The sequence below is a fragment of the Nocardia sp. NPDC058658 genome (assembly GCF_042716665.1).
Taxonomy (GTDB): domain Bacteria; phylum Actinomycetota; class Actinomycetes; order Mycobacteriales; family Mycobacteriaceae; genus Nocardia.
The window spans coordinates 197,527-213,344 of record NZ_JBHXRR010000007.1; the positions used below are offsets into that span (position 1 = coordinate 197,527).

At 70.2% G+C, this 15,818-nt stretch carries 2 protein-coding genes; both read left to right on the top strand.

Features of this window, described 5'->3' with window-relative positions:
* The first annotated feature begins 327 nt into the window (after nt 1–327).
* The gene (locus ACFWUP_RS14110) at nt 328–9,666 is read left to right on the top strand and encodes an amino acid adenylation domain-containing protein (protein WP_379234161.1); all 9,339 of its coding nucleotides are present in this window, start codon (nt 328–330) and stop codon (nt 9,664–9,666) included.
* Between the two features lie 186 nt (nt 9,667–9,852).
* The gene (locus tag ACFWUP_RS14115; RefSeq protein ID WP_379234163.1) at nt 9,853–15,651 is read left to right on the top strand and encodes an amino acid adenylation domain-containing protein; all 5,799 of its coding nucleotides are present in this window, start codon (nt 9,853–9,855) and stop codon (nt 15,649–15,651) included.
* Nucleotides 15,652–15,818 lie beyond the last annotated feature (167 nt).

Sequence of the window (15,818 nt, forward strand, 5' to 3'; positions counted from 1 at the left end):
GCGGTGGGTGGGCCCGCCCCGGCCCCCCCCCCCGCCCCCGGGCGCCGGGGGGCGGGCCGCCACCCGCCGCTGCGCGGCGCCGCTCCCCAGGGGTCGGGGTTCGTGGTGTGCTCATGGCAGGTAGCTAGTGACGGTGGTTCTTATGAGCCCCGTCACTTTGCTGTTTGTGGGGGCAACACGTTCTACGGCGGTGTCGATACTCCTGTGGGCCCTGGTTCCGGGGGCACGCTCGCTCGGACGCCGCGTCGCCGGTCTATATGATGGCTCGATCTGCAACGGTGCGGGATCGCCGCGCGTTCAGGCTCGATGAGAGGTGAATGATCCCGAATGGAAACTGCCCGTCGTTCTGCCCGCGGTCCCCGTCGTCGCCGGTCGAGCAGTCCGACATTCGGGCAGTTGCTGACGGGAGCCGTCGAGTCGGCGGCCGATCGGGTCGCGGTCCGGTTCAACCCGACCGGTGAGCCCGCCGACCAGCGTCAGCTCACCTATTCCGAGTTCGATCAGCAGTCCTCGCAGCTGGCCCGCGCGCTCATCGCCCGTGGCATCGGCCCCGGTGACGTTGTCGCCATCGGTATCGCCCGCTCGATCGAGTCCGTGCTCGCGGTGTGGGCCATCGCCAAGACCGGCGCCGCGTACGTGCCGGTCGACCCGAAGTACCCGGCCGACCGCATCGCCCACATCGTGTCCGATTCCGGCGCGGTGCTCGGGCTCACCACCGCCGCCCACCGCGAGCAGCTCGGCTCCGACCTGAGCTGGCTCGAGCTCGACGACGCCGCGACGGCCGCCGATATCGCCGCGCGACCCGCGCACCCGATCTCCTACACCGACCGCATCCGCACGCTCGACGAGCGGCACCCGGCCTACGTCATCTACACCTCCGGCTCCACGGGCAAGCCCAAGGGCGTCGTGGTGACCCATACCGGTCTGGCCGGGCTGGTCGCCGCCGAGCGCGCGCACTACCGCGTCGACGCCGATTCGCGCGTGCTGCACGTGTGTTCGCCGAACTTCGACGTGTCGGTGCTCGAACTGCTGCTCACCTTCTCGGCGGGCGCCACCCTGGTGATCTCCCCGCCCGCGGTGTTCGGCGGCATCGAGCTCGCGGATCTGCTGCGCCGCGAACAGGTTTCGCACATGCTCATCACCCCGGGCGCGCTCGAATCGGTCGATGCGACCGACCTCGACGACCTGCGGGTCGTGGTCGTCGCCGGTGACAAGTTCGGGCCGGAACTGGTGGGCCGCTGGGCCGTCGGCGAGCGCGAGTTCTACAACGGTTACGGCCCCACCGAGGCCACCATCCTTGCCACCAGCACCGCGCCGATGGATCCGGCCGCGCCGGTGACGATCGGTGCCGCGATCGCGGGAATCGGTGCGTTCGTGCTGGATTCGCGGTTGCGCCCGGTGCCGGCCGGGGTGATCGGTGAGCTGTATCTGTCGGGCCCCGCGCTCGCGCAGGGTTATCTGAACCGTCCCGCGCTCACCGCGGAGCGCTTCGTCGCCAGCCCCTTCGGTGCCGAGGCCGGTGACCCGACCGCGCGCCTGTACCGCACCGGAGACCTGGTGCGGCGCAGCGAATCCGGTGACGGCGTCATCGAGTACATGGGCCGTTCGGACTTCCAGGTGAAGATCCGTGGCTTCCGGATCGAGCTCGGTGAGATCGACAACGCGCTCACCACGCACCCCACCGTCGACTACGCGGCCACCCTCGGCAAGACGCTGCCGTCGGGCGCGACCGCCCTCGTGTCGTATGTGCTGGCGAGCCCCGGCTCGACGATCGATACCGCGGCGCTCGGCGATCATCTGCGGGAGGTGTTGCCCGCCTACATGGTTCCCGCCTCGATCATGGTGCTGGACAAGATCCCGCTGACCCCGGTCGGCAAGCTGGACCGAAACGCGTTGCCGGAACCGGTCTTCGATTCGAGCACCTCCCGCGCGCCGGAGGGTCCGGTGGAGACCGCTCTCGCCGCATTGTTCGCCGCGCTGCTCGGGCTCACCGAGGTCGGCGCCGACGACTCGTTCTTCGCCATCGGCGGCGACAGCATCCTGTCCATGCAGCTGGTGGCCAGGGCACGGGCCGCCGGTATCGCCTTCACCCCGCAGGATGTGTTCGAGCATCGCACTGTCGCCGCGCTGGCCAAGGTGGCCGCGGTCGGTGACGACACCGAGGTCGTGCGCCTGGACGAGCTGCCGGGCGGCGGCGTCGGCACCGCCCCCGCGACGCCGGTGCTCACCCAGTACCTCGATGAGGGCGTCTTCGGCCGCTTCTCGCAGAACATGACCCTCGCCCTCCCCGACGGCATCGACCGCGCCGGACTGGTGCGCACCTTGACCGCCGTGCTCGCCCATCACGACGTGCTGCGCGCCCGGGTGGTCGACCAGGACGGTGCCTGGCGGCTCGACATACCACCGGCCGACGGCTACGACGTCGAGGCGCTGCTCGCCGAGGTCGACGTCCCGGCAGGCGTCACCGCCGACGAGCTGACCGAAATCGGCAGCACCGCACTGGATTCCGCGCTCGACCGGCTCGACCCGGCCGCCGGACGGATGCTCGCCTTCACCTGGCTGCGCCGCCCCGACGCCACCGATGTGCTGATCGTGGCCGCGCACCACCTGGTCGTCGACGGTGTCTCCTGGCGCATCATCATCCCCGACCTCGTCACCGCCTGGGCCCAGCTGTCCGCCGGACAGCGCCCGCGCCTTGACCCGGTGGGCACCTCCTTCCGCCGCTGGGCGCACGCACTGGTCGACGCGGCCGCCGACAGCACAAGGGCCGACGAAATCGGTTACTGGCGTGAGGTTCTCGCCGCCGCCGACCCCCTGCTCGGCACGCGCGCACTCGACCCGGCCGCCGACACCTACGCGACCGTGCGGCGGTTCAGCGTCGAGGTGCCTGCCGAGGTCACCGAGGCGCTGCTCACCGAGGTTCCGGCGCTGTACCGCACCGGTGTGAACGATGGCCTGCTCGCCGCGCTCGCGCTGGCCGTGCGGCAGTGGCGAACCGACCGCGGCATCGCCGCACCGGTGACCCGGATCCGGATGGAGGGGCACGGTCGCGAGGAAGCGGTGGTGCCCGGTGTCGACCTCACCCGCACCGTCGGCTGGTTCACCAGCGTCTACCCGATCGCACTCGACCTGTCCGAGATCGACACCGCCGCCGCCCTCGACGGTGGCGCCGAAACCGCTGCCGCGCTGCGCTCAGTCAAGGAGCAACTGCTCGCGGTGCCCGACCGTGGTGTCGGCTTCGGTCTGCTGCGTCATCTGAACCCGGCCACCGCCGGAGAATTCACCGGTCCGATCGCTCAGATCGGCTTCAACTACCTGGGACGGGTCGGAAACGATTCGGCCGCAGCCGATTTCGTCGGCGCGGGCTTCCTGCCCACCGACGCGCTCGGTGAGATCAGTGCCGAACAGGATCCCGCGATGCCCGCGGGCATGGTGGTCGACATCAACGCGATCGTCACCGACAGCGAGGCCGGACCGCGCATGTCGGTCTCGTTCCAGTACGCCTCGGGCGTGGTCGACGAGTCCGATGTCCGTGAGCTGGCGCAGGGTTGGGTCGCGGCGCTGACCGCGGTGGCCCGCCACACCACCGATCCCGCGGCCGGTGGTCTCACCCCGGCCGACGTCGCGCTGGTGCGGGTGTCGCAGTCGGAGCTGGATCGCTGGCGCCTCGACTACCCGGGCGTGAGCGATGTGCTGCCGCTGTCGCCGCTGCAGGAAGGTCTCCTGTTCCACTCCCAGCTCACCGCCGGGGACGCCGACGACTACGTCATCCAGTTCGCCCTCGAACTGGGCGGCGACGTCGACCTCGAACGACTGCGCCGGGCCGCTCAGGCGGTGCTCGACCGCAATTCGAGCATTCGCTCGGCGTTCGTCACCGCCGCCGACGGCACCCCCACCCAGGTCGTGGTGGACGGTCTCGAGGTGCCGTGGCAGGTGATCGACGATGTCGCCGACGCGGACCTGCCCGCGCTGCTGGAACAGGATCAGCGCACGCGTTTCGACCCCGCACAGGCGCCGATGGTGCGATTCACGGTGTACCGCACCGTATCCGGGCAGATTCAGCTCGTGCTCACCTCGCACCACCTGCTCTTCGACGGTTGGTCGCTGCCGCTGCTGATGAAGGACCTGCTGGTCCTCTACGCCACCCATGGCGACGCGACCATGCTGCCCCGGGTGCGCCCGTACCGCGACTACCTGGCCTGGCTGGCCGCGCAGGACCGCGACGCGACGTTGCAGCGCTGGCAGTCGGCGCTCTCCGGCGCCCGCCCGACGGCCGTGGCCGAGGTGCTCGCACCGCCCGCGAAGCCCGAAATCGGTGTCGGGGAAATCGTTTTCGAGCTTTCCGCGGAGCAGTCGGCGGCGCTCGGTGCGTTCGCGAAGAAGTCCGAGGTCACCGTGAACACGGTGATGCAGGCGATCTGGGGCCTGATCGTGGCCGCGCTGACCGACCGCGACGACGTGGTGTTCGGCGCGGTGGTCGCGGGCCGTCCGCCGCAGCTCGACGGTGTCGACGACATCATCGGCCTGTTCGTCAACACGCTGCCCGTGCGGGTCCGCCTCGATCACGCGAGCTCGGTGCGCGATCTGCTGCGCACCCTGCAGGCCGAGCAGGCCGCCCTGATGGACCACCACTACCTCGGCCTCGCCGAGATCCAGAGTGCGGTGGGCACCGGTGGGCTGTTCGACTCGCTGGTGGCCTACGAGTCCTATCCGATCGACGAGGAGGGCCTGAAGAAGGCCGGTTCCTCGATCGACGGGCTGCAGGTGGCCGGAATCCAGTCGGTGACCTTCACCCACTATCCGATCGCGGTTGTGGTGGAATCCGGTGCGCGCCTGAAGGTTCGGGTCTGGAATCGCCGCGACACCGTCTCCGACGCCGGTGCTCGCGCGGTCGCCGATATCGTGCGCCTGCTGATCGACCGGTTCACCGGTCACGACGGCGCGGAAGCGCCACTGTCGCAGCAGGATTGGTGGCGGGTGCCCGCCGCGACGATCGATCACCTGGAACTGCCGGTCGATCGACCGCGTACGGCCGAGACGAAGTCCACTGTCGCCGAGGTGCGCACGGGCATCCCCGCGTCCGTACACACGGCACTGAATGATCTTGCGGCCCAACGCGGTATCTCCTTGTTCGCGGTGCTGCACGCCGCCTACGCCACCCTGCTGGCCAAGCTGGCCGACGAGCGGTCCGTCGCGATCGGCGCCTACCCGCCCGAGGGTATGGTGACCGAGCCGGTCGTCGTGACCACCGAGGTCACCCCTGGCGACACCTTCGCCGGACTGCTCGAGCAGCTGCGCCGCGCCGATGCGGCGGCATTCGTCCAGGCCGACACCGGTTCCCAGCCGCTGTCCCATGTGCGTGATCTGATCCGGGTGAGCGCGGGCATGCCGCCGTTCCGGGCCGCGCTGACCCTGGGCGACGACGCCGTCGGTACCGCACCGGTCGACCTGACCCTGCACGCGGCCGAGCAGCTCGACGGTGTCGGCGAACCGGTCGGCATGACGCTCGTCTTCACCTACGCCACCGAGCTTTTCGACGCCGACACCGTGGCCGGTTTCGCCGCGCGGTTCGGCCGGATCCTCGAGGCGGCCGCCGCCGACGCGGACGTCGTGCTCGGCGACATCGATGTGCTGGCCCCCGGCGAACGCGCATCCCTGCTCGAAGCCTGGACCACCCCCGGCGTGGCCGCCGACCCGGTCACCCTGGCCGACCTGGTCACCGACCGCGCCCTGCGCACTCCGGACGCACCCGCTGTCCGGTTCAACGCCACCACCCTGACCTACGGCGAGCTGCTGCGCCGCGCGAGTGCCGTCGCCCGCACGCTGATCGCGTCCGGCGCCGGTCCGGAATCGCTGGTGGCGGTCGCCGTCGCGCGCGACGAGCGCCTGCCGGTCGCACTGCTCGGCGTCCTGCTCTCCGGCGCGGCCTACCTGCCGATCGACACCGCCTACCCGACGCAGCGACTCGAGTTCATGCTCGCCGACGCGGCACCGGTCTGCGTATTGACCACCGCCGAGGAGTTGGCGGCAGTCCCCGCCGGGCAGACGCCGGTGCTGCTGCTCGACGAGATCGCCACCGGTGACGACGCCCCGGTCACCGACGCCGACCGCCGATCCCCGCTGCGCCCCGACCATCTCGCCTACGTCATCTACACGTCCGGCTCCACCGGCGTGCCGAAGGGCGTCGGCGTCGCACACCGCAACGTGGCCGAACTGTTCGCCAACAGCCAGGGCAAGTTCGAGTTCGACGAATCCGATGTGTGGACGATGTTCCACTCCTTCGCCTTCGACTTCTCGGTCTGGGAACTGTGGGGCGCACTCGCGAGCGGCGGCTCGGTCGTGGTGGTCGACCACCTCACCTCGCGTTCACCGGAGTTGTTCCGCGAGTTGCTGATTCGCGACGGCGTGACCGTGCTCAACCAGACCCCGTCGGCGTTCTATCAGCTCGCCGAAGCCGACCGGACCGCACCGGCGGGCAAGCTGGCGCTGCGGCACGTGATCTTCGGTGGTGAGGCACTGGACCTGCGTCAGCTGACGCGCTGGTACGAGCGCCACCCGGCCGACGCGCCGCGCTTGGTGAACATGTACGGCATCACCGAGACCACGGTGCACGTGTCGTACCTCGCGGTGGACCCGCAGCTCGCCCAGCGCCCGGCCAGTGTCATCGGCCGCGCACTGTCCGGCCTGTCCGCGCGAGTGCTCGACGAGCGCCTTCGCCCGGTCCCGATCGGGGTGCGCGGGGAGATCTACGTCGACGGCGATCAGCTCGCCCGCGGCTACCTCGGTCGCCAGGCCCTGACCGCCACCCGGTTCGTCGCCAACCCCTACGGCGCACCCGGTGCACGCATGTACCGCACCGGCGACGTCGGTCGCTGGGCCGAGGTGGACGGCGTCGTCGACCTCGAATACGCGGGCCGCAGCGATCAGCAGGTGCAGTTGCGCGGTTTCCGCATCGAACTCGGCGAGATCGAGTCCGCACTGCTGCGCTGCGAAGGCGTGAGCCAGGCGGTGGTGCTCGTCCGCACCGACGACGAAGTCGATCGCCTGCTCGGATACGTTGTGCCCGAGGCGGATTCGGTGCTCGACCCGGTCGCCCTGCGCGCCGAGGTCGGCGAATTCCTCACCGGCTACATGGTTCCCGACGCGCTGATGGTGCTCGACGCGTTGCCGCTCACCCCGAACGGCAAGCTCGACCGCAAGGCGCTGCCCGCCCCGACGATCGTCGGCGCGGGGGAGTACCGCGCCCCGGTCACCGAGGCCGAGCGGGCGGTCGCGGAGGTCTTCGCCGGGTTGCTCGGTGTGGAGCAGGTCGGCCTCGACGACGACTTCTTCACCCTCGGCGGCAACTCACTGCTGGCCACCAGGGCGGTGTCGCGGATCAACGAGGCCCTCGGCGCCGATGTGACCGTGCGCGATCTGTTCGAGCGACCCTCGGTGGTGGCACTGGCCGCTGTCGTCGTCGCAGGCGCGGCCGACCGGCGTCCGGCGCTGGTGTCCGCCGAGCGGCCGGACCGGGTGCCGCTGTCGCTGGCACAGCAGCGCATGTGGGTGCTCAACCAGTTCGACCCCGAATCGCCGTCGTACAACATCCCGCTCGCCCTGCGGCTGGCCGGTGCGCTCGACGTCACCGCCCTGCGCCAGGCCGTCGACGACGTGCTCGAACGGCACGAGGCGCTGCGCACCAGCTTCCCCGTCGACGGCCCCGGTGGCCTGCCGTTCCAGCGCATCGTGTCGGCGGCCGAGGCGCTGCCGGGCGGTCTGAACGTGCGTCCGCTGGCCGACGCCGCCGATCAGGCCGCGCAACTACTGGCGACCGGATTCGACGCCGCCAACGAGGTTCCCGTGCGGGCGACGCTGTTCACCGACAACACCGATGAGCACTATCTGGTGGTCGTCGTGCACCACATCTCCGCCGACGGAGTGTCGCTCGCACCGCTGGCGCGTGACCTGATCACCGCGTATGCCGCACGCTGCCAAGGTGTTGCGCCGCAGTGGACGCCGCTGGCGGTGCAGTACGCCGACTTCGCGCTCTGGCAGCGTTCGGTGCTCGGCGAGGTCACCGATCCCGAGTCCGCCGCCTCGCGTCAGCTCGCTTTCTGGCGCGAACGCCTGCACGGCGCGGGAACCGCGGTGCTGCCGCTGGATCGGTCGCGTCCGGCTGAGCGGAGCGGTGTCGGTGCCGAAACCGGGCTCGTCGTGCCCGCCGACGTACACGCAGGCCTGCTCCGTATCGCCAAGGCGCACAACGCATCCCTGTTCATGGTGGTGCACGCGGGCCTCGCGGCGCTGCTGAGCCGGATGACCGGAAGCGACGACGTGACGGTGGGCACCGCGATCGCCGGGCGCGGTGAGCGGGTGCTCGACGATCTCGTCGGCATGTTCGTCAACACCCTGGCACTGCGCACCCAGGTCGACAAGACCGCCAGCTTCGATGTGCTCGTCGATCGGGCGCGCGATACCGACCTGGCCGCGTTCGGCAACGCCGACATCCCGTTCGAGCAGGTGGCCGAGGCCGCAGGCGCGGGCGTCGACACCTTGCTGCCGGTGGTGCTGTCGTTCCAGAACACCGAACGGCCCTCGCTGGAACTGCCGGGTCTCACCGTCTCCGGGATGGAGAACGGGCTGGTCACCGCCAAGTTCGACCTGCAGGTGACGGTCGATCCGCGCGAAGGCGACGACGGCGCACCGGCGGGCCTCGGTGTCGCGCTGACCTACGCCACCGATGTCTTCGACGAGGCCACGGTGGCCGCGTTCGGTCGCAGGTTGCAGCGCGTGCTCGCGGCAGTGGCGGCCGATCCGCTCGTCGCCGTCGGCTCGGTCGACATCCTCGACGACGCCGAACGCGCGCAGGCGGTCGCGTCGGCGAGTGCGTCCTCGGCGCTGCGCGGCATCGCGCTGCCGCAGCTGCTGACCGCCGTGGTCGACGAGGATCCTGACGGCCCGGCGCTGGTGTGGGGCGAGGAGGCGCTGTCCTACGCCGACCTCGACGCACGCTCGTCGCGGCTGGCCCGGGTGCTGATCGATCGTGGGTGCGGACCGGGTGTCGGTGTCGCCGTGGGTGCGGAACGCGGTGTCGATGCCGCGGTCGCGACGTGGGCGGTACTCAAGGCGGGTGCCGCGGTCGTTGCGCCCGATGGGTCCGGTGTCCTGCCCGCCGGGATCACGGTCGAGGTCGGTGTGGGTGCGGGTGAACAGGGCCTGGACTGGCTGGTGCTCGACGACACGGCGGTAGCTGCGAAGTCGCCGGGACCGGTCACCTACGCGCACCGCGTGCGCGCGCTGGCCGGTGACGCCCCCGCGTTCGTCGGCGAGACCGTGCTGAGCTACGACGAACTCGCGGCTCTGGTGAGCACGGTCGGTGCTGCCGCGGATGTGACTTTCGAGTCACGTACGTTGTCCGACAACACAAGTCGGCCCAGCTCAGCGCTGATCGAGCTGCTTGTCGCCGGTGCGGCGGGTGCGTCGGTGGTGCTGGCGGACGGTACGCTGGCGCTGCATGACCAGTTGGTGGAGGAATGGGTCACTCACCTGTTCAGCGCCGGAGATCGGGTAGCCGAGCTCGGAGCGCAGCCGCTGGAGGATTTGCAGGCGGTCATTGTGGACCGCTCGGTTTCATCTGTGCCGGAGTGGGTACAGAACGTGGTGAGGCTCGACGATGTGAGATGACTGTGACGCGGGGGTGTCGCAGTGGCGTGCACCCCCGGCGATCCGGGTGTGGCCATCTCTATCGATATCGATGGTGAGATCCGGCGTACCACCGTGCACGCCGATGTGATGCGAAGGGTGCGATGGGGACGTGTTGTGGGTTGCTGAAAAACGGCAGGTTAGAGCACGTATCTCGGGAGCGGGGGCATGACCCGGCCGGTGCGCGAGCGGCCCGCCCGGCAGCGGCCGACCCGAACACGTCAATCGAGGGTGGTCACCCTGCCGCAGCTGCTGGCCGCGGCGGTGGAAGCCAATCCCGCCGGTACCGCCCTCACTGTCACTGACGGGTCAGGTGCGGTCTCGACCCTCGGCTACGCCGAGCTGGACGCGCGATCGACCCAGTTGGCCAGACTCCTGATCGACCTGGGCATCGGCCCGGAGAACCTGGTCGCGATCGGCGCACCCCGTTCGATCGAATCGGTCGTCGCGGTGTGGGCGGTCGCCAAAACCGGCGCGGGTTTCGTGCCGGTGGACCCCGAATACCCCGCCGACCGGGTCGCGCACATGGTGTCGGACTCCGGCGTGGTGCTCGGGCTGACCACGACCACCGTGCGCGCCGACCTGCCCGACGACGTCGACTGGCTGGCCCTCGACGACGCGGGTTTCGCGGCCAAACTCGACGCCTACCCCACCGATCCGGTCACCGGCGCCGACCGAACCCGGCGGATGGACCCGGCGCACCCGGCCTACGTGATCTACACCTCCGGCACCACCGGCCTGCCCAAGGGTGTGGTGATCTCGCACGGAGCGGTCGCGGCCTACGTGCCGGTGATGGCGACCCGCTACCGCGCCGCCGTCGACGCGCGCGTGCTGCACGTGGCGTCGCCGTCGTTCGACATCGCGGTGGCCGAACTGCTGCTGACCGTCGCGGCCGGCTCGACCATGGTCATCGCACCGGCTGGGGTGTTCGGCGGCGAGGAACTCGGTGAGCTGCTGCGCGCCGAGCGGGTGACCCACGTGATCATCACGCCGTCGGCGCTGGCCACCGTCGCCCCCGAAGTCCTCGACGCGCTGCGCGTGGTCGTCGTGGGCGGCGAGGCGTGCCCGCCGGAACTGGTCGCGCGCTGGACCGGCGCCGTCCCCGACCTGACCTTCCGCAACGCGTACGGCCCCACCGAGACGACCATCGTCACCACCATCAGCGAACCGCTGCGCGCCGGGGTGCCGGTCACCCTCGGCCCGCCGGTCGAGGGCGCGACGGCCCTGGTGCTCGATGATCGATTGCGCCCGGTACCCGATGGCGTCGTCGGCGAGCTCTACCTCGCCGGGCCGCAGCTGGCGCGCGGTTACCACCGTCGTCCCGCGCTGACCTCGGGCCGGTTCGTCACCAACCCCTTCGGTGCGGCAGGCGAGCGCATGTACCGCACCGGCGACACCGTCCGCTGGGTGCGTCGCGACGGTGTCTCGAACCTGGAATACCTGGGGCGCAACGACTTCCAGGTGAAGGTGCGCGGAGTGCGGATCGAGCTCGGCGAGATCGACGCCGTCCTCGCCGCGCACGACACCATCGATTTCGCGGTCACGATCGGCCACCAGCTCGACACCGGCGCGACCATCCTGGCCGCCTACGTCCACGCCGCCACCGGCGCGCAGATCGACGTGGCGGCCGTGACCGCCTTCGTCGAGCAGCGTTTGCCCACGCACATGGTGCCCTCCTCGATCACGGTGCTGCCGGCGATTCCGCTGACCCCCACGGGCAAACTCGACCGTGCCGCCCTGCCGAAACCGCAGCTGCGGGTCGCGGAATTCCGGGCGCCGACCGGCCGATTCGAGGAACTGGTCGCCGAGGTCTTCACCGAACTGCTCGCGCCTGGGGCCCCGATCGGTGCCGACGACAACTTCTTCGAACTCGGCGGCAACTCGCTGATCGCCACCAGGGTCGCCGCGCGCCTCGGCGCCGAGGTGGGGGCCAGGCTGCCCGCCCGGGCCCTGTTCAGCGCCGCCACGGTCGCCGACCTGGCGCGGGAGCTCGCCGCGATGGCGGGGCGCGAAACCGCGCAACCGGCACTGCGGCCGATGCCGCGTCCGCCGCACGTGCCGATGTCGCCCGCGCAGCAGCGCATGTGGTTCCTTTCCCAGTTCGACGCCACCTCGCCCGCCAACAACATCCCGTTCGCGCTGCGCCTGCGTGGTCCGCTCGACCCCGCTGTGCTGCGTGCGGCCGTCGCCGACCTCGTCGAACGCCACGAAACCCTGCGCACGGTCTACCCGGCGATCGACGGCACCGGCTACCAGGTGATCCTGCCCGCCGACCAGGCCGTACCCGAGCTGCGCCCGCAGTCGTTGCGCGAGGACGAGCTCACCGGCTGGCTGGCCCGGTCGGCCTCGGCGGGGTTCGACGTCGCCGCCGCCGTCCCGCTGCGGGTGGAGCTGGCCGAACTCGGCCCTGACGATCACGTGCTGGCCGTTGTCGTCCACCACATCGCCGCCGACGGTGCGTCCACGGCGCCGTTCGTGCGCGACCTACTCACCGCCTACCTGGCCCGCGCGGCCGGTAGCGCACCGCAATTCGCGCCGCTGGCCGTGCAGTACGCCGATTACGCGCTGTGGCAGCGGGAGCTGCTCGGCGACAGCGCCGATCCGGAATCGCTCGGCGCGCAACAGCACCGGTACTGGAGCGAGACCCTCGCCGGTATCCCTGACCGGCTCGACCTGCCCGCGGATCGTCAACGGCCGACCGAGGCGACAGGTCGTGGCGCGGTGTTGCTCTTCGACCTCGAGCAGAACCTGCACGAGCGCATCGAAACGCTCGGAAAGACAAGCGGTGCATCGCCTTTCATGGTAGTCCACGCGGCCTTCGCGATGTTGCTCGCGCACCTGTCCGGCACCGAGGACATCGTGATCGGCACCCCGGTCGCCGGTCGTGGTGAGGCCGCGCTCGACGATCTGGTCGGCATGTTCGTCAACACCTTGGTGCTGCGCACCCAGATCGACCAGGCGCGCTCGTTCGCCGAGCTGCTCGCCGAGGTGAAAGAGACCGATCTGGCGGCCTTCTCGCATACCGAGTTGCCGTTCGAGCAACTGGTCGAACTGCTCGATCCGGTGCGCACGCAGGCGCACCATCCGCTGTTCCAGGTCGCGTTGTTCTTCAACAACTTCGACACTCCGGCGATCGAACTGCCCGGCCTCGCAGTGGAAGCCGTCGAACCCGTCGGTGCGGTCGCGAAGTTCGATCTGCAGCTGTCCGTCACCCCGAAGGCGACCGGCGGTCTGAGCGCGGCGTTCACCTACGCCACCGACCTGTTCGACGAGGCCACCATCGCCGACTTCGCGCGGCGCCTGGTCCGGCTGCTCGATGTCGTGACCGGCGAACCGACAGCGGCGATCGGGTCCGCCGACCTCCTCGCCGACAGCGAACGCGAACGAATCCTGCACGGCTGGAACGACACTCGCCACCCCCTGGCGCCGGAACTGCTGCTCGACTCGTACCGGCGAGCCGTCGCCGAGTACCCCGATGCCGTCGCGGTGCACTTCGAAGGCGCTGAGCTTTCCTATCGCGAGTTCGATCAGCGAGTGAACCGCCTTGCCCGCCTGCTCATCGAGCGCGGGGTCGGCGCAGAGTCACTGGTCGGCCTCGCCGTCCGGCGCTCGCTGGACCTGGTCGTCGGCATGTACGCCGTCATCACCGCAGGTGGCGCGTACGTGCCGCTCGATCCCGACCACCCGGCCGAGCGCATCGCGCACATTCTCGATACCGCCCAGCCGACGTGCGTGCTGACCACGACCGCCGACGCGGTGTCCACCACCGCCGACACGGTGTATCTCGACACCGTCGACCTGGCCGGATTCGACGACAGCCCGGTGCGCGCGACCGAACTTCGCCGCCCGGTGCGCCCCGAGAACCCCGCGTACGTCATCTTCACCTCCGGTTCGACCGGCCGTCCCAAGGGTGTCGCCGTCTCGCACGCGGCGATCCACAACCAGATCTCCTGGATGCTGGCCGAGTACCCCCTCGGCCCCGACGACGTGTACCTGCAGAAGACCGCGACCACCTTCGACGTGTCGCTGTGGGGCTATTTCATGCCGTTGCGCGCGGGCGCGAAGCTGGTGGTCGCCACCCACGACGGCCACCGCGATCCGGTCTACGTCGCCGAAGCCATTGCCCGCCACCGGATTACGGTCACCGATTTCGTGCCGTCGATGCTGACGGTGTTCGCCACGCACACCTCCGCCGAGCTGCTGGACAGCCTGCGGGAGGTGTTCGTGATCGGTGAGGCGTTGCCGCCGGAGACGGTGACCGCCTTCGCCGAGGTCTCCGATGCGCGGGTACACAACCTCTATGGCCCGACCGAGGCCGCCGTGTCGGTGACGTATTGGCAGGCCGGTATCGATCGGACGTCGGTGCCGATCGGCGTGCCGCAGTGGAATGTCGAAGTGTTCGTGCTGGATTCGCGGTTGCGGCCGGTGCCCGCGGGTGTGCCCGGCGAGTTGTATCTGGCCGGTGACCAGCTGGCCCGTGGCTATGTGCGCCGCACCGATCTGACCTCGGATCGTTTCGTGGCGAGCCCGTTCGCGGCGGGTGCGCGGATGTATCGCACCGGCGACCTGGTGCGGTGGCTGGCGGAGCCGACGCCGCGCCTGGACTACCTCGGTCGCACCGACTTCCAGGTGAAGTTCCGTGGCCAGCGGATCGAGCTGGGCGAGATCGAGACGGCTCTGCTCGGCCAGGCCTCGGTGAGTCAGTCCGTCGCGGTGGTGTCCGATGCGCCGACCGGTGAGCAGCTGGTGGCGTATGTGGTGCCGACGCCGGGGGCGCGGATCGATGCCGAGACGCTGCGCCGAGCGGTGACCGAGGTGCTCCCGGCGTACATGGTCCCGTCGACGGTGGTGGTCTTGGACGCGCTGCCGCTGAACGCGAGCGGCAAGCTCGACCGCAAGGCGCTGCCCGCCCCGGTGTTCAGCGCCGGGGAGTTCCGGGCGCCCTCGACTCCGACGGAGGAGATCGTCGCCGAGGTGTTCGGCGCGGTGCTCGGGATCGACCGGGTCGGCGCCGACGACGACTTCTTCGCCCTTGGTGGCAATTCGCTGATCGCCACCAAGGTCGTGCACCGCCTGCGCGAACGCACCGGCGCCGAGGTGAGCGTGGCCACGTTCTTCGCCCACCCGACCGTGGCGGATCTCGGGGCGCGGATCGACGACGCGAGCCCCGATACCGACGATCTGGCGGCCGCGCTCGGCGTGGTGCTGCCGATCAGTCCGGACGGCAACCGCACTCCGCTGTTGTGCCTGCACCCCGTGTCCGGTCTGGCGTGGGCCTACGCGAGCCTCGCGCCGTATCTGCCCGCCGACCAGCCGATCATCGGTATCCAGTCGCCCGGTCTCTCCGACCCGGACTTCCACCCCGACTCGGCCGACGAACTGGTCGACCGCTACCTCGCCGAGATCCGCGCGGTCCAGCCGCACGGCCCCTACCAACTGCTCGGCTGGTCCCTCGGCGGTGTGCTGGCCCAAGCCGTGGCCACCCGTTTGCAGGCGGCAGGCGAGCAGGTCACCTCGCTGGTCATGCTCGACGCCGTACCCGGTGCCGAGATGACCGGTTTCACCGCCGAGCTGCGGCAGTCGTTCATCGACCTCGGCATCCCGGGGGATCAGCTGCCCGAAGCAGACCGGATGACCGATCTGGGCGACGACGCCATCGGCAACCTCCACAAGGCGTTGACCGGCGAACTCGACATCCCCCGCGAGCAGTTCATCGGCATGTACCGGAGTGCGCTGCGCTCGATGGACCTGGTCACCGAGCTGACACCCGTCCCCTACGACGGCGACCTCACCTATCTCACCGCGGCGCGCACCAACGGTGGCAGCGCCTCGCAGTGGCGACCCTTCATCAGCGGCGTCATCACCGATCACCCGGTCGACGCGACACACCACGAAATGCTCGGCTCGACGCCATCGGCCACGGTCGGACCGGTGCTGGCCGCCGCACTGGGGGACTCGCCGGGGTAGCGCACCGACCTCCCGCATCAGGCGGAGTGCGTCTCATCAGGGCCCGGCGATACGCTGTGCTCAGTTGAGTCGATCGATGCGAGAGGGACTGGTCTGTGAACATTCCCCGCTGCTCCCGATGTAACGGTACGCGTCGACTCACCGGTTTACAGACGGTCGCCAGGTGC

Excerpts from the sequence above, each read along its gene's own strand:
- ACFWUP_RS14110 (WP_379234161.1), top strand. The coding sequence starts at position 328 with ATGGAAACTGCCCGTCGTTCTGCCCGCGGTCCCCGTCGTCGCCGGTCG.
- ACFWUP_RS14115 (WP_379234163.1), top strand. The coding sequence starts at position 9,853 with ATGACCCGGCCGGTGCGCGAGCGGCCCGCCCGGCAGCGGCCGACCCGA.